The organism is Streptomyces sp. NPDC002868 (assembly GCF_055563295.1).
Window position 1 is genome coordinate 521,957 of record NZ_JBVHDR010000002.1, and the last position, 14,582, is coordinate 536,538.

Below are 14,582 nucleotides of genomic sequence, written 5' to 3' on the forward strand. Positions count from 1 at the left end.
ACGCGTAGTACGAGCTCCCAACCGGCACGTGGGCTTCGGTGAACAACCACGCGGCCAAGCCGTACACCGCCTGAGACCGGACAGAGTGAAGGGGCCGGACCGCGTGACGCGGTCCGGCCCCTTCACTCTGCGTGCTGCGGATCAGGCGGTCGCCGAGCGGTACTTGCGCACCGCCAGCGTCCGGAACACCGCGATGATCAGGACCGACCAGAGGATCGAGGCCAGCACCGGGTGCTCCATCGGCCAGGCGTCGGACGGCGAGACGCCCGGGTTGCCGAAGAGCAGGCGGCAGGCCTGGACCGTGGCGCTGAAGGGGTTCCACTCGGCGATGGGCTGCAGCCAGCCGGCCATTTTGCTGGAGTCCACGAACGCGTTCGAGATGAAGGTCACCGGGAACAGCCAGATCAGACCGCCGGAGGTGGCCGCCTCGGGCGTCCGGACCGAGAGTCCGATCAGTGCGCCGATCCACGAGAAGGCGTACCCCAGCAGAAGCAGCAGGGCGAAGGCCCCGAGCGCCTTGGGGAGGCCCTCGTGAATCCGCCAGCCGACGAGGAGGGCGACGATCGTGAGGACCACTACGGTCAGCGCGGTCTGTACGAGGTCCGCGAGCGTACGACCGGTGAGGACCGCGCCGCGGGCCATCGGCAGCGACCTGAACCGGTCGATGAGGCCCTTGTGCATATCGTCGGCGATGCCCGCGCCGGCGCCCGCGGTGGCGAAGGTGACGGTCTGGGCGAAGATGCCGGCCATCAGGAATTCGCGGTAGACGGACGGGGCGGTGGACGCGCCGATCTCCATGGAGCCGCCGAAGACGTAGCTGAACAGCACCACGAACATGACGGGCTGGATCATCCCGAAGATGATCATCTCCGGGATCCGGGTCATCCGTATGAGATTGCGCTTGGCGACGACGAGCGAGTCGTTGACCGACTGCACGATGCCGCCGCGGGGTCTGGGGGCCGTGATCTGAACGGCGTCCGTTGTGGCGGTTGTGGCGGTCACTTCGCGGGCTCCTTCCGGGACTTCTTGGCCTTCGCGTCCTGAGCGTCCTGAGCGCCCTGAGCGCCCCTGGCGTCCTCCGGAGCGCCGTTCTCCTCGGCCTCGGCCTCGGCGGCGTGGCCGGTCAGCGAGATGAAGACATCGTCGAGGGTGGGGCGGCGCAGGCCGATGTCGTCGATCTCGACGCCGCGGATGTCCAGCTCGCGGATGACCTCGGCGAGCAGCTTGGCGCCGCCGGTGACCGGGACGGTGAGCTTGCGGGTGTGCTCGGCTATCGCGACGTCGCCCTTGCCGAAGCCCAGGAGCACCTCGCGGGCCGGGCCGATCTGCTCGCTCGCGTGCACGACGACCTCGACGCGCTCACCGCCCGTCCGGGCCTTGAGCTGGTCGGAGGTGCCGCGGGCGATGACCTTGCCGTGGTCGACGACGCAGATGTCGTGGGCCAGGTGGTCGGCTTCTTCGAGGTACTGGGTGGTGAGCAGCAGTGTCGTACCACCGCTGACCAGCTCCTGGATGACCTCCCACAACTGCTGCCGGTTGCGCGGGTCGAGGCCGGTGGTCGGCTCGTCCATGAACATCACCGGCGGCGATACGACCAGGGCCGCGGCGAGGTCGAGGCGGCGGCGCATACCGCCGGAGTACGTCTTTGCGGGGCGGTCGGCGGCGTCGGCGAGGTTGAAGCGCTCGAGCAGCCGGCCCGCCCGCGTCTTCGCGTCCCGCGCGCTCATCTGGTAGAGCTGGCCGACCATTTGGAGGTTCTCGCGGCCGGTCAGATACTCGTCGACCGCGGCGAACTGGCCGGAGAGGCCGATGGAGCGTCGGACTTCGTTCGGGTGCTTGAGCACGTCGATACCGGCGACGACGGCTTTGCCGCTGTCGGGCTGCAGCAGCGTGGTCAGTACGCGCACGGTGGTGGTCTTGCCGGCGCCGTTCGGGCCGAGAAGTCCCAGAACCGTGCCTTCGGGGACGTCGAGATCGACGCCGTCCAGAGCCCTTACGTCGCCGAAGGTCTTCACCAGGCCTTCGGCGTAAATGGCGCCTGGCATATGGGGTCTCCCAGGGTGGCAGGTGGTGGTCGCGTCAGAGCGAAAAGCTCGGATGTGCGTGCGTGCCCGCGACTCGGCGGGAACATGGCAAGGACCCTCACAGTAACGCGATACATCGCGTCACTCAAGAGTGTCGCGACAGGTGGACGTAATGAGTCGCGAGAGGTGCAGGACGATGACTCGAACCACGGCTCAGTCGATGATGGTGTAACCCGCATCGCGCAGCGCCGCAGCGACCTCTTCGCAGTGCTCCGGGCCCTTCGTCTCCAGGTGCAACTCCACCTCCGCCTCCGTGAGCCCGAGCCGCGGATCGGTCCGTACGTGACTCACATCGAGGACGTTAGCGTCGACCACTGACAACGAGCCGAGAAGTGCGGCAAGGGCCCCCGGCCGGTCCGTCAGTCGCAGCCGCAGCGAGAGATACCGGCCCGCCGCCGCCATGCCGTGCCGCAGTATGCGCTGCATCAGCAGCGGGTCCACATTGCCGCCCGACAGCAGGGCGACAACCGGTCCCTCGAACGCCCGCGGCTCGCTCAGCAGCGCCGCCACCGGACTCGCCCCGGCGGGCTCGACGACGAGCTTCGCCCGCTCCAGGCAGAGCAGCAGCGCGCTGGAGAGCGCGTCCTCGGAGACCGTACGGACCTCGTCAACAAGATCGCCAATGATTTTGAACGGAACGTCCCCGGGGCGGCCCACCTTGATGCCGTCCGCCATCGTCGACAGATGGTCGATCGACACCGGGTGCCCCGCGGTGAGCGAGGGCGGATACGCGGCCGCGCCCTCCGCCTGCACGCCGATCAGCTTCACATCCGGCCGCAGCGCCTTCACCGCCACCGCGATACCGGCCGCCAGCCCGCCGCCGCCGATGCCGACCACGATCGTCCGCACCTCCGGGCACTGCTCGAGGATCTCCAGGCCGACCGTGCCCTGCCCGGCGATGATGTCGGGGTGGTCGAAGGGGTGGATGAAGACCGCACCCGTCTTGTGCGCGTACTCCTGCGCGGCGGCCAGCGTCTCGTCGATGACATGCCCCTCCATCCGCACATCGGCGCCGTACTCCCTCGTCGCCGCGACCTTCGGCAGCGGCGCTCCCATCGGCATGAACACCGTGGAGCGCACCCCGAGCAGCGACGACGCCAGCGCGACCCCCTGCGCGTGGTTGCCGGCGGACGCGGCGACGACGCCCGCGGCCCGCTCCTCCGGGGAGAGCCCGGCGATCCGTACGTACGCGCCGCGCAGCTTGAACGAACCGGTGCGCTGCAGGTTCTCGCACTTGAAGTGGACGGGCGCGCCCACCAGCTGCGACAGATGCCTGCTGCCCTCCATCGCGGTCATCCTTGCGACCCCCGCAAGCATCTTCTGTGCCCCCCGGATGTCGTCGAGGATGACGGGGCGAGAGGCGCCAGGCGTACTGAAGGTCATGACGTCAAGTCTCGCAGCTCACCGGACCGGCGGCCGCCCGGATCCCGTGCTTCCCCACTGGTTTGTGCAGCCCTGGTACGCACCGGGTCGTTGCCGCGTACTCTGTCCCCCACCAACCGACCACCGCACGAGAGAGCCCCTGGCCATGCCCACCACTCAGGACATGACGACTCATCTCGACCCCGGCCTCCTCGATGCCCTCCAGCACCAGGTTGCCGTCTTCGCACGCCGCGCGGAACAGACCCGGCTCGGCGGGGTCGGCCAGGTCCGCAACTCCATGGACCGTGCCGCGTATCTGCTGCTCAACCGGCTAGACAAGGAAGGCCCGATGGGGGTCAAGGCGCTCGCCGCGGGGATGGGCATCGACTCGTCGACCGTCACCCGCCAGGTCGCGCCGCTCGTCGACACGGGCCTCGTCAAGCGGACCTCGCACCCGGAGGACGGCCGCGCCGTCGTGCTCCAGCTGTCCCCCCGCGGCCAGGCCAGGCTCGAAGAAGTCCGCTCCTCGCGGCGCGAGCTGATGGCACAGGTGACGGACGGCTGGACGGAGACGGAGCGGGAGTCGTTCTGCACCCTGCTCACCCGCTTCAACACCGCGCTCTCCGCCCGCCAGGCCGGCCTGCCGCCCGTGGACACGGAGACGCCGCCGACCTCTTGACCCCGGTGGCGTATCTGCCTCTAGATGAGGACGTGAGCGAGCGGCAGACGGTACGAGGGCGTCGCCGGGCCCGTGAGTTCGATGCGTTCGTCGCGGGCGCGGCCGGCCGGCTGCTGCATGCCGCGACCCTGCTCACCGCCGAGCCGCCCAGTGCCAACCCGCACGCCCAGCAGCTGCTGACCGCGGCGCTCGCCCATACGTACGCGGAATGGGACCGGCTGCGCGGCGAGGACCCGTACGACCGCACCCGCCAGGAACTCGCCGCCCGCTTCGCCCGCAGCGCCTGGCGCTACCACCGGGTGCGCGGCGGCGTACTGGACCGCCTCACCCCGCAGGAACGCCTCATCCTGGTGCTGCGCCTGTACGAAGGGGTCGCCGAGGAGCAGACGGCGGCGCTGATCGGGCTACCGGTGGAACGGGTCCGCGCAATCTGCGCCCGCGCGATCGCGACGATGCGCAGCGCCCCGCCGACGCCGCTGCGCGCCCCGGCCCAGGCGGTGACATGAGCCGCCAGGACCGCAAGGAGGACGAGGTGCGCCGGATGCTGGAGTCCCGCCACCCCACGGTCCCGGCGGATCTGGCGGCCCGCGCGGCGGAACACGGGACGCGGCTGCTGCGCCGCCACCGGGCGGTGCGCCGCGCCGCATGGCTGCTGCTCATTGCCGCGGCGATCGCGTTCGCGATCTGGGCGGCGACGGCGGAGCCGTGGGTGACACCGCCGACGAAGACAACACCTCCACTGGAGGGCTGGTAACGACCCCCTTGTCCGGATCTATGCTGGATGGAGCGGCGCACAGATCGAGCCGAGGAGGTCGTCATGACCAGAAAAGTTGCCGACTGCCGCAAATTCCCGAGCGAGATGAACTGCACCCTCACCATCTCCGGCGAGGAAGAGGAAGTCGTCCGGGCCGCCAGTGAACACGCGGTCTCCGTGCACGGACACACGGACAGCCTGGAACTGCGTTCGCAGATCCGGGAGTTCCTCGAGGACGAGAAGGTCCACGCCTGACCGGGCCACTTCCGTAGGCCACTTCCGTAGGGCTCTTCCGTAGGGCTCTTCCGTAGGGCGTCGGCCAGGCGCCGGCCTCCAGTACGCCCGGGTCAGCCCAGCGCCTGCTGCAGGTCCGCCAGCAGATCGTCGCCCGCCTCGATGCCCACCGACAGACGCACCAGGTCCGCCGGAACCTCCAGGGCGGAGCCCGCCACCGAGGCGTGCGTCATCCGTCCCGGGTGCTCGATCAGCGACTCGACACCGCCCAGGGATTCGCCCAGCGTGAAGAGCTTCGCGCGGTTGCAGACCTCGACCGCCGCCTCCTCGCCGCCCTCGACCCGGAAGGAGACCATCCCGCCGAAGGCCTTCATCTGCTTCGCCGCGGTCTCGTGGCCCGGGTGCTCCGGCAGTCCCGGGTAGAGGACCTGCGTGACCTTGGGATGACGGGTGAGCATCTCGGCGACCCGGGCGGCGTTCGCGCTGTGCCGGTCCATGCGGACGGGCAGCGTCTTGATGCCGCGCAGCACCAGCCACGCGTCGAACGGTCCTGCCACCGCGCCCATCGCGTTCTGGTGGTACGCCAGTTCCTCGCCCACCGTCGCGTCCGCCGCGATCAGCGCACCGCCGACGACGTCGGAGTGCCCGCCCATGTACTTGGTCAGCGAGTGCACGACGATGTCCGCGCCGAGCGCGATCGGCTGCTGGAGATAGGGGCTGGCGAAGGTGTTGTCCACGACGAGGCGCGCGCCCGCGCCCCGCGCGATCTCCGCGACCGCGGCGATGTCGGTGATGCCGAGGAGGGGGTTGGACGGGGTCTCGACCCAGATGACCTTCGTCTTGGGCGTGAGGGCGGCGCGCACCGCGGCCGGGTCGGAGGTGTTCGCCACCGACCACTCGACGCCCCACCGGGAGACGACCTTCGCGAAGAGCCGGAAGGTACCGCCGTACGCGTCGTTCGGGATCACCACATGGTCGCCCGGCTCCAGCAGCGTACGCAGCAGGCAGTCCTCCGCCGCGAGCCCGGACGCGAAGGCGAGCCCGCGCCGGCCGCCCTCCAGCGCCGCGAGATTATCCTCGAGGGCGGTACGGGTCGGGTTGGCGCTGCGGCTGTACTCATAGCCTCCGCGCAGTCCGCCCACGCCGTCCTGCTTGTAGGTGGACACCTGATAGATGGGCGGGACGACCGCGCCGGTCAGCGGGTCCGCCGTGTTGCCCGCGTGGATCGCGATGGTCTCGAAGCTGTGCAAGCTGTGCTGGTCGCTCATGAGGCCCGAGCGTAGTCCGGGTCGGGCTCGGGGGCGCGGCCCACCCCGGCCGCTGTCCGGGACTGTGCGGTCGGACTCCGGTGCACGGCCCGTCCCGGCCGCTGTCCGGGACATTGCGGTCGGGCCCTGGTACGCGGCCCGCCCCCGCCGCTGTCCTGGACTGTTCGGTCTTGGAGACAATGGGGCCATGGAGATTCTCTGGTTCCTGATCGCGATGGCCATGCTGGCCGCGGTCATCGGTCCTTTTGTGCTGCGCCGCCGCTCCGGCATCCTCCAGGTCGCCCCGGGCTCGCCCGACGCCGCCGACCCGGACACGTACGGATTCATGCGCCAGGAGGAACTGGACATCCGGCTGCCGGGACCTGACCAGGACCTCCTCGACGTACTCGACGTCGTACAGCACACCCAGGACTGGCGGGCCGCGTCGCAGCTGCTGGCGGGCACCCCGAAGGACGGCGAGGTGCGCTGGCAGCGCGTACAGGCCTTCGCCGGAGCGGCGTCGCTGGAGCTCCGGCAGCGGCCGGGCGTCGGCGGGGCATGGCTGCGCGCCTGGCGCTCGGAGTCGCCGAAGGACGCGGGCGGCGCGCAGGTGCACGCGGAGTTCCTGGTGCAGCAGGCCTGGCGGTCCTCGACCGCGGGGACGGACGACTTCCGGATCATCCTGGAGGAGGCCCGTACGGTCTGCAGCGAGGCGGCTCTGCTCGCGCCCGGCGACCCCGTCCCGTACATCGTCGAACTCGCCGTCGCGCGCGGACTCGGCTACACCCCCGAGCAGTTCGACCAGTTGTGGGCGAAGGTCATCGACCGGGCGCCGGAGCACATGGGCGCGCATCTGGCCGCGCTGCACTACTGGTGCGAGAAGTGGCACGGCTCCCGCGAGGAGGCCGACCACTTCGCGACGACGGCAGCGGCCCGCGCCCCGCAGGGCTCGCTGCTGGCCGCGCTGCCGCTGTTCGCGGTGTACGAGCACGTCCCCGACGTCAACCTGGTGCAGGGCTTCTACCAGAGCGCGGTGGTGACGAAGGCGATGGAGGGCGCGCTCTTCGCGGTGCACTCCGCCCGCCCCGACGACCCGATGCTCGCGCACGTACGGCATCTGCTGGTCCTCTTCCTCGTACGTTCGGAGAGGTGGGCCGAGGCGATGAACCAGCTGGTGAGGGTGGACGGCCACGTCGGCGCGCTGCCGTGGACGCACAGCGGCGACCCGGCGGCGGAGTACACGGTGCACCGGAACCTGGCGGTGGCGGGGTACGAGGCGAATGGGGGGAGCCCGGCGACGCTGCTGCAGTGAGGCGGCCGGGGGGTGGGGCGGCCGGGGGGGGTGGGGCGGCCGGGCGGCCGGGCCAGGAATCCTTGCCTACCCCCGGACGTTGTCATGAAGGCCGACTGTCGAGGAGACCCGCATGTTCCTGTCCCGCCGCACCCCCGAGCTCCCCACCCCCGACCAGGCCCTGCGCGGCCGCCCGACCCCCGAGTTCTCCGTCCCCGACCGCCACACGGTCCTCGGCAACCCGCTGCTGGGCCCGTACCCGGAGGGCCTTGAGGTCGCGGACTTCGGCCTGGGCTGTTTCTGGGGCGCGGAGCGCAAGTTCTGGCAGACGGACGGCGTCTGGACGACGCTGGTCGGCTACCAGGGCGGATACACCCCGAACCCGGCATACGAAGAGGTCTGCTCGGGCCTGACCGGCCACACGGAGGCGGTCCGCGTCGTCTTCGACCCGTCGGTCGTCTCGTACGAGTCGCTGCTGAAGCTGTTCTGGGAGTCCCACGACCCGACGCAGGGCTTCCGCCAGGGCAATGACGTGGGCACGCAGTACCGCTCGGCGATCTACACCCACTCGGATTCCCAGGCGAAGACCGCGCAGGCGTCCCGGGAGGCGTACCAGGGGGTCCTGACGGGCTCGGGGTACAGCAGGATCACGACGGAACTGCTGTCGGCGGAGGGCCGCCCGTTCTACCCGGCGGAGGGGTACCACCAGCAGTATCTTTCAAGCAGCAAAAACCCCGACGGATACTGCGGGATCGGCGGGACCGGCGTCAGCTGCCCGATCGGCGTCGCAAAGGCGGACGGGTGAGCGCTGGCGTCACCCCCGAGCTGCTGGCTGGGTTGTGGCAGGAGCGGCGTCCGTCGGGTCCGCCCGTCGCCCACACGTTCCGCAGTGCGTACTCCGACCGCTGGGTGCGCTTCCACAGCCTCCCCGACTCGAAGCGCTACCCGGAGTCCGAAGACGAGTACGCGGTCGTGCTGGACCGGTACAACACAATCCTCGACCAACTGTTCGCGGGCACGGACGTGTTCGTGATGACCATGGACTGGTCGAACACACCGACCGGGCCCGCCGGCTACCCGACACCACGACAGAAACTGCACCCCGAAGGCGTCCGCTGGTGGACCGAGTCGGAGCAGGACGACCCGGACCCGGAGTTCCACACCCACACACGCCTGTACGCCGACCGGCGCCCGTGGGAACGGGGCCTTGCCGACGCTCTGCTGCGCGCCGTCGCGGACGAGTCGCTCGGCGAAGTGTTCTTCACCGATACGGAACTTCGACGCATCCACCACCCTTACGACGGCGGCGCCGACGTCATCCTCGCCACGTCTGCGGAGCGAGACCGGCTACGCAGCCAGCACACCAACTGGCTCTCCAGCCACCCAGCGGGGCTCTAACACCAGCAGCAGCTTGACCGCAACAGGCACTGCGGGATCGGCGGCACCGGCGTGTCCTGCCCGACTGGCGTGGCCAAGGCAGATAGCTGAGACCCTGCCCCCCGGCGTCGCGACGACGCTGAACGCGCTGCCGACCGGCTCTGATCCGGTGGCTGCGGACGCGTGGTACGCCGAACCGGAGGACGCCGGGGTGATGGTCCTCACGAAGGGCGGCTACCTCTCACTGCTGGAGACTTTCTCGGCGTCCAGCGAGCCAATCACCGCGTGGCCAGAGTCTCGCTTCGTCAAGCGCTGATCAACGGAGAGTCCGGGCGCGAACGGCAACGCCGGGCTAGAGCAGCCAACGCCAGTGCCAATTGTGTGGTGAACCGAGGGAACCTGTTGTTCTCGGGCGGCATCTCGCAGTATCCCCCAACCACCGGATGTGCTCGTGGCCGTCCGTGGCATGTCAAGAGAATGCCGACATCCGAGGCGGGTCCGTTATGCGGCCTGGGGCGCTGGTGGGGAGTCCTCACTGCTGCCCTGCTCATCGCGGCATGGATCAACTCGTACGGAGGACCGGCGGTCGTGGCCACGCTGTCCCTTGCCACCGCGGCGTGGTGCTTCCTTCAGGCACCCGTCTCATGCGTGTGAGTGATCGTTCATCAGCCAAATTAGGCTCTCGGCCATTCGCCGGAACGGAACACCTTACTCGCATGCCAGTGCCACAATGAGTGACAACTTCCGGCAGGATGGACGATCGAGGCACACATGCGCCAGGTGTTGTACTTTTCAGAGGCGAAATCATCCCAATTCATTCAACAAAGTCGCAGGCGTCGAATCTCAGAAGGAACCTTCGAACTCGCCATTCCATTTACTGGGGCCAAGGTAACTGCGACTACGCAAGCTAGCGAAGCGGCAGAGATCGCCCAGAGGGTTGATGAGGTCACCGCAGCGATCGAAGGCTCGGGACGACCAGCCCTCTGGTACGAGGACCCAGAAATCTCGGACGGCGACTGGATTCAGTTCGAGACACAGATGGCTCAGGCGCTCGTGACCGCCGGTTCCTACCGAATGCTGCTCTTCGGGCCTGATCCGTCAGCCACAGGACAAGTAGCTCTACTTCTTTATGGGTCACCTAAGCATCTGCTTTCTTCACCACGTGACCTGGCATCCGCCGACGTGCATGACTTGGACTCTGACGTAAGCAGTCTCTCTCAGATCATTCAAGCCGTCACTGTGAATGAGCAGGATCCCATAAGTGTGCATGGCCTACTTGATTTCCAAAGAGGAGCTATGAGCATGGCAGAGCGAGTTTGCCAGCAGTCGTTCAGCTTCCCACCGCTCCGCGGATATGCACAAGTAGTTAGCAGCTTCGATAGCTCAAACCGGATCTTTCTCTATCCACCAGATCAAAGTTCAGTACGTCCGTCCCGCCTCGTGGTGGCATCTCCCTTGTACGTCGAGCACTCGCCTGACGAGCACACGTGACGGCACTTGACCGAACACACGACCTGTGGAGAAAGTCAGAACCCGAACAGTGTTGCCCGCGGGTCCAGCCACCAGCAGTATCTTGACCGCAACATTAACGGCTACTGCGGGATCGGTGGGACGGGCGTCTCCTGCCCGATCGGCGTCGCGAAGGCGGACGGCTGACTCAACAGATGAGAACGACGTCGTACCGGTTGCGGCGCGCCCCATAGGGTATCGCCATCGACCTGACCGCCGAGGCGAGCCTCACCCGGGAACCGCCGGTAGGTGGCGAACTGGTCGGCGACCGGGTGTGGCTCGACCTCGCCCCCGTCCTCAACCATCCGCCCTCCGACCGCTCGGGCTTGCGGATCACCGGGGATGAAGCGGCTTGGTTGCAGCGTGGAGTGGCCTTGGTCGCAGGCTCCATCGCGGCCCAGAACCCGTCATTGCACACCACGGTCACAGTCCGACGAGTCCTGTTCCCCCTCACGGACTTTCAGCCTGAGGGCCTCGCCGCCGCGGTACTTGAGTGGGCCGAGGGGGAGTTCGCCCTTTCTTCCTACCCGGTGGAAGCAGCGTTCGATCAGCGCGCCAATCGGTACGTCTACACCTGGTAGTCGAGGCACCAGCAGTTAACGACCTCGTGCGTGATTGGTGTGCGGTCGTGTTGAGTTCTGCGACACCATCCGCGCAGCAGCCGGTCCGACCAACAAGCAACCCAACACACCAAGGCACTCGCTCGACACGGCCCCTCCGTCTTCATCCAGTTCACCGGCGATCGACACTGCCCGGAAGTGGTCGTGGAGGACGAGTCGTTCTCCATGGTCACGGTTCGCGTTCCCGTTGTGCTGCCGGAGGACTGGATGCCGACCACCGGAAGCGCCTCCGCACACTGAGGGAGTCCTGGACGGCTTCGTCAGCGTAGGGAGACGAGACGTCTCCAGCAGATGACGGCGCATCCAAAGCTGAGCAGGGCCTGGTGGATGTCGTCGCGGACTTCCCAGCGGATCCGCAGCCGGCGGAAGTGGTGCAGCAGCGCGAACGCACGCTCTACCTCCTCATGTTGTTGTCAAGCCGCAGCTGTGACTGGAGTTGCAGCGTGGTAGCACTGTCCGTCACGGATCATGGCGAACAGGACGTTGACGCGTCGACGGGCCAGGGCGAGCACCGCTTGTTTGTGCTGCTTCTTCTCGGCCCGCTTACGTTCGTAGAACTGCCGGGACTCTGGGCAACTGCGGATGCTGATCTGCGCGGAGGTGTAGAAGACGCGCTGGAGTCTTCGGTGGTAGCGGCGGGGCCGTCCTCCGGACCATACGACAGCCCATCCGACCCACCAACAACGTAGGACCACCCACCGCTGGGCACCCAGGCCGGATCCGTGCTCAGTCTGACGGCGGGCGATCAGGGGCCGGATGCCCAGATCGCTTACCAGGCGCCGATACTTGTCGTGGTCGTAGCCGCGGTCCGCCAGGACCACGTCCGGGCGACGGCGTGGCCTGCCCCGATTGCCGCGCACGGGCGGCACTGCCTCCAGCAGCGGGATGAGTTGGGTGACATCGTTGCGGTTGCCGCCGGTGAGCGCGACGGCGAGCGGGGATGCCGGTGCCGTCGGTGATCAGATGGTGCTTGCTGCCCGTTCTACCCCGGTCGACAGGGCTTCGTCCTGTCTTGGAGCCCCTTCTAAAGCTCTGACGTGCGAAGAGTCCACCCGCCGCGCGGGAGAAGTCGAGGGCGTCGGCAGCGCGGAGCTTGGCCAGCAGCACCTCGTGCAGCCGCTGCCACACGCTGGCCTCGTGCCACTTCGCCAGCCGCCGCCAGCAGGTCATTCCCGAGCCGAAGCCCAGCTCCTGCGGCAAGTGCTCCCAGGAGATTCAGTGTGCAGCACGAACAGGATCCCCTGGAACACCAGACGGTCGTCCAGACGCCTGCGGCCCGGATGGTTCGTCCGGCGCTCGACCTTCGGCAGCACCGGCTCGATCACCGCCCACAGCTCGTCGCCGACCTCCCACGGCTTCGGCCGTGACACCCCTGCACCCCCGTGATCAACCTGACGTCGGGTGCGATCCAAGCGCACCGTTGATCATTTTGTTAGAGGTTCCTAGCCGCGGGGAGCCCCTCGTATGCCTTGTCGGCGTGGAGCTTGCCGGGCGTGAAATGGCGGCTTCGATCAGGGTCGTGTTTCGTTTAGAGACCGGCCACCATTGGCTTCCGCCCCTCGCTGTCGTGGGTGTTGCCAGCTGAGACACCAACCGCGAGGGGCAACTCCCTTCCGGTCGGAGGGCGAAGAAGGTCAGAGGTGCACACCAGTGAGCCTAGCCATCCCGAACCCCGCGGCGGCGAGGCAGCGTGCGAGCTGATAGAGGCGGTGCGTGGTCTGGTCGTTGCCGCTGGGTCATGCTGCTGGACCCCAGCTATCACCGCCGTGATCGATGTGCGCAGGGGTGGGCGCGGCGGCTCTATGTGCCTGCGTGGCCAATCCGGGCAGGATTGGAAGAACTATGTGATCGCCAAAGGGGTGAATTACCGAGCTTGTTTGAGCGACCAGAATGATTTTTGCACCGTCCCGCTGTATATGACCATCAGGCCATACCTGTCAGTCATCTGCTGCCAGCCAGAGGGAGAAGGTTCCCGCTTCTCCTCGTTGACCGAAGAAATGGCAGCCATGAGGTAGGGACCGAACTGCGACCCGCTGGTCGGCTGCGCGAACACCCACCACATAGTCACCTGCTTAGGATTTCTAGTAACATTAAATATGGCGCTACTGGGATCAATTGAATGTTGATACCTGATATATGCGGTTTGAGGGTCGGAGCCTTCAACAACCCACTCTGGGGCATTCTCTGAGTGTTGAAATTGGTCATCCCATGACGTGGTTGCCGAAAGGGCGTAGTCAACGTTAGGCGTCACCCTGTCTTTTCTTATAATGATGGCTTCGCTCACGGCGAAGACGGCATCATATGGGCTGCTGGTGGGAAGTTGGATAACTTTATCTTCGGTGAATTCGTCCCCAGGTTCGATCCAACTTCCTGGTTCTATGAATGGCCCGTGATCGATCAAGTCGTATCCTTTCACCTCTGTATTACGATGCAGGTCCCACTCGTAGTCGTCGAGATCCCTCATCCATTCGTTCAGGGCCCTTGGGCCAGTGGGACTCGCCTTCCGTCCCGTGACCTGATAGAGGGAGCCAATGATGTAGACACCTACTTTGCCGGTGTTCTTAAAATGCACATGCAGGGGCAGGGAGATAAGAGCGCCATCGGGGCTGATTGTCGACTCCCCAAATTTTACATCGGTCGCAAACTGGGGAGATGCGGCATACGGCTGATAGATCTGAGAATAGGAAAAGTTAGCGACGGCGATAATGGCCGTTACAGTCACCCCGGCCGCGAACTTCTTAGGGTGAGGAATTTCCTTCCGAATCTCTTGGCTATAGAGCACCCAAAGTGCCCAGCAGGACCAGGAAAGGGAAACTATCCAAAGCGCAAGAATTGGGGGGATATCCCCGGCCTGGATTGTAATAACCAGCAGAACGAGGTTCGTGAAGAATGCGGTCAGGACGCCGAGTAGAACCGCTGCACCTGAATACTTCACTCTAGGGTTCACTCTAGAATAGTCGAAAGCGGCGAACGTTGCAGTGAGTGCGATCAAGGATGCGAAAAGGAAGATCACTCCCGTAATTCGCCCCGCATATGTCAATGCCCTGCTGGCGTCCACTGCGCCGATGTAACCGAGCGTTATTGTCGCGACCAAGAGGCCAGCCGCCATCAAGAATTCTGATCTAGGGCGTCGACCTCTTATCGCTCGGCCTGACGGCGCCTTGCTCTTCTGATCCATACACTGATACTGCACGGAAGCCCCGGGGAGTAGCGTGTCGGACTAGTCCACACGTGTGCATAGCGCCTCCAGCCGGGAACCTTGAACCAAGCGATGCCTTCGTTTCTGAAGACGTCCTCATAGTGCAGCCCAGCGTTTAGCGCTGAGGTCAGCAAGGCGTTACAGCACATCGCTCACCTGCTGGCAGGCGTCAATGAGTGCGAGGTTGCCGCCCGCTCTGAGTGCGCTCGGTGTTTCGTCGGGGTAC

General features: G+C 66.6%; 14 protein-coding genes and 5 pseudogenes. 11 read left to right on the plus strand and 8 right to left on the minus strand.

Features of this window, described 5'->3' with window-relative positions; all coding sequences use genetic code 11:
* Positions 1–141 precede the first annotated feature (141 nt).
* The 3 genes from ACZ3H8_RS08280 to ilvA all read right to left on the minus strand — a co-directional run bounded on the left by ACZ3H8_RS08280 (position 142) and on the right by ilvA (position 3,467).
* On the minus strand, positions 142–1,002 hold the full coding sequence (locus ACZ3H8_RS08280) for an ABC transporter permease (RefSeq protein ID WP_467398970.1): 861 nt from the start codon (positions 1,000–1,002) through the stop codon (positions 142–144).
* A complete protein-coding gene (locus ACZ3H8_RS08285) occupies positions 999–2,045 on the minus strand; it encodes an ATP-binding cassette domain-containing protein (RefSeq protein ID WP_467398973.1) in 1,047 nt (348 codons plus the stop codon). The genes ACZ3H8_RS08280 and ACZ3H8_RS08285 overlap by 4 nt, the downstream gene beginning before the upstream one ends.
* A 192-nt stretch (positions 2,046–2,237) precedes the next feature.
* Positions 2,238–3,467: a threonine ammonia-lyase gene (gene ilvA / locus ACZ3H8_RS08290; RefSeq protein WP_467398975.1), complete on the minus strand. Its 1,230-nt coding sequence runs from the start codon at positions 3,465–3,467 to the stop codon at positions 2,238–2,240.
* 145 nt (positions 3,468–3,612) lie between these two features.
* On the opposite strand from ilvA, the gene ACZ3H8_RS08295 reads away from it, so the two are divergent.
* The 4 genes from ACZ3H8_RS08295 to ACZ3H8_RS08310 all read left to right on the plus strand — a co-directional run bounded on the left by ACZ3H8_RS08295 (position 3,613) and on the right by ACZ3H8_RS08310 (position 5,134).
* On the plus strand, positions 3,613–4,125 hold the full coding sequence (locus ACZ3H8_RS08295; protein WP_307661457.1) for a MarR family winged helix-turn-helix transcriptional regulator: 513 nt from the start codon (positions 3,613–3,615) through the stop codon (positions 4,123–4,125).
* Positions 4,126–4,157: 32 nt separating this feature from the next.
* Positions 4,158–4,631: a sigma factor-like helix-turn-helix DNA-binding protein gene (locus ACZ3H8_RS08300; RefSeq protein ID WP_467398979.1), complete on the plus strand. Its 474-nt coding sequence runs from the start codon at positions 4,158–4,160 to the stop codon at positions 4,629–4,631.
* The gene (locus tag ACZ3H8_RS08305; RefSeq protein ID WP_467398981.1) at positions 4,628–4,879 is read left to right on the plus strand and encodes a hypothetical protein; all 252 of its coding nucleotides are present in this window, start codon (positions 4,628–4,630) and stop codon (positions 4,877–4,879) included. The genes ACZ3H8_RS08300 and ACZ3H8_RS08305 overlap by 4 nt, the downstream gene beginning before the upstream one ends.
* Before the next feature lie 63 nt (positions 4,880–4,942).
* A complete protein-coding gene (locus ACZ3H8_RS08310) occupies positions 4,943–5,134 on the plus strand; it encodes a DUF1059 domain-containing protein (protein ID WP_307661460.1) in 192 nt (63 codons plus the stop codon).
* Positions 5,135–5,226: 92 nt separating this feature from the next.
* On the opposite strand, the gene ACZ3H8_RS08315 is transcribed toward ACZ3H8_RS08310, so the two are convergent.
* The gene (locus ACZ3H8_RS08315; RefSeq protein ID WP_467398984.1) at positions 5,227–6,381 is read right to left on the minus strand and encodes a cystathionine gamma-synthase; all 1,155 of its coding nucleotides are present in this window, start codon (positions 6,379–6,381) and stop codon (positions 5,227–5,229) included.
* Between the two features lie 187 nt (positions 6,382–6,568).
* Between ACZ3H8_RS08315 and ACZ3H8_RS08320 the strand changes: the two genes are divergently transcribed.
* From ACZ3H8_RS08320 to ACZ3H8_RS08350, 7 genes and pseudogenes are all read left to right on the plus strand, one after another.
* The gene (locus ACZ3H8_RS08320; RefSeq protein ID WP_467398987.1) at positions 6,569–7,672 is read left to right on the plus strand and encodes a hypothetical protein; all 1,104 of its coding nucleotides are present in this window, start codon (positions 6,569–6,571) and stop codon (positions 7,670–7,672) included.
* A gap of 112 nt (positions 7,673–7,784) precedes the next feature.
* Positions 7,785–8,456, plus strand: coding sequence for a peptide-methionine (S)-S-oxide reductase MsrA (gene msrA / locus ACZ3H8_RS08325; protein WP_467398990.1), 672 nt, complete (start codon positions 7,785–7,787; stop codon positions 8,454–8,456).
* The gene (locus ACZ3H8_RS08330; protein WP_467398992.1) at positions 8,453–9,049 is read left to right on the plus strand and encodes a DUF3885 domain-containing protein; all 597 of its coding nucleotides are present in this window, start codon (positions 8,453–8,455) and stop codon (positions 9,047–9,049) included. Before msrA ends, ACZ3H8_RS08330 begins: the two co-directional genes overlap by 4 nt.
* Positions 9,050–9,139, plus strand: a pseudogene (locus ACZ3H8_RS08335) (peptide-methionine (S)-S-oxide reductase MsrA); the annotation flags it as partial.
* A 660-nt stretch (positions 9,140–9,799) separates the two neighbouring features.
* Positions 9,800–10,519, plus strand: coding sequence for an SAVMC3_10250 family protein (locus ACZ3H8_RS08340; protein ID WP_467398995.1), 720 nt, complete (start codon positions 9,800–9,802; stop codon positions 10,517–10,519).
* Positions 10,520–10,588: 69 nt separating this feature from the next.
* Positions 10,589–10,684 (plus strand): annotated as a pseudogene (locus tag ACZ3H8_RS08345) (peptide-methionine (S)-S-oxide reductase MsrA); the annotation flags it as partial.
* A gap of 491 nt (positions 10,685–11,175) precedes the next feature.
* Complete coding sequence (locus tag ACZ3H8_RS08350) at positions 11,176–11,397, plus strand: DUF5959 family protein (RefSeq protein WP_467399949.1); 222 nt, start codon at positions 11,176–11,178, stop codon at positions 11,395–11,397.
* 173 nt (positions 11,398–11,570) lie between these two features.
* Here ACZ3H8_RS08350 and ACZ3H8_RS08355 read toward each other — a convergent pair.
* The 4 genes and pseudogenes from ACZ3H8_RS08355 to ACZ3H8_RS08370 form a co-directional block, all read right to left on the minus strand.
* A pseudogene (locus ACZ3H8_RS08355) lies at positions 11,571–11,801 on the minus strand (IS110 family transposase); the annotation flags it as partial.
* A 39-nt stretch (positions 11,802–11,840) separates the two neighbouring features.
* Positions 11,841–12,527: pseudogene (locus ACZ3H8_RS08360) on the minus strand (IS5 family transposase); the annotation flags it as partial.
* A gap of 89 nt (positions 12,528–12,616) precedes the next feature.
* Positions 12,617–12,763: pseudogene (locus ACZ3H8_RS08365) on the minus strand (IS5/IS1182 family transposase); the annotation flags it as partial.
* A 258-nt stretch (positions 12,764–13,021) separates the two neighbouring features.
* Positions 13,022–14,215 carry a hypothetical protein gene (locus ACZ3H8_RS08370; RefSeq protein ID WP_467398997.1) on the minus strand — a complete coding sequence of 398 codons (1,194 nt, stop codon included), beginning with the start codon at positions 14,213–14,215 and terminating at the stop codon, positions 13,022–13,024.
* Positions 14,216–14,582: the final 367 nt, after the last annotated feature.

Bases quoted from the DNA above. Each gene is read 5' to 3' on its own strand.
- ACZ3H8_RS08285 (WP_467398973.1), bottom strand. From the start codon at position 2,045: ATGCCAGGCGCCATTTACGCCGAAGGCCTGGTGAAGACCTTCGGCGAC.
- ilvA (WP_467398975.1), bottom strand. From the start codon at position 3,467: ATGACCTTCAGTACGCCTGGCGCCTCTCGCCCCGTCATCCTCGACGAC.
- ACZ3H8_RS08295 (WP_307661457.1), top strand. From the start codon at position 3,613: ATGCCCACCACTCAGGACATGACGACTCATCTCGACCCCGGCCTCCTC.
- ACZ3H8_RS08305 (WP_467398981.1), top strand. From the start codon at position 4,628: ATGAGCCGCCAGGACCGCAAGGAGGACGAGGTGCGCCGGATGCTGGAG.
- ACZ3H8_RS08310 (WP_307661460.1), top strand. From the start codon at position 4,943: ATGACCAGAAAAGTTGCCGACTGCCGCAAATTCCCGAGCGAGATGAAC.
- ACZ3H8_RS08315 (WP_467398984.1), bottom strand. From the start codon at position 6,381: ATGAGCGACCAGCACAGCTTGCACAGCTTCGAGACCATCGCGATCCAC.
- ACZ3H8_RS08320 (WP_467398987.1), top strand. From the start codon at position 6,569: ATGGAGATTCTCTGGTTCCTGATCGCGATGGCCATGCTGGCCGCGGTC.
- msrA (WP_467398990.1), top strand. From the start codon at position 7,785: ATGTTCCTGTCCCGCCGCACCCCCGAGCTCCCCACCCCCGACCAGGCC.
- ACZ3H8_RS08340 (WP_467398995.1), top strand. From the start codon at position 9,800: ATGCGCCAGGTGTTGTACTTTTCAGAGGCGAAATCATCCCAATTCATT.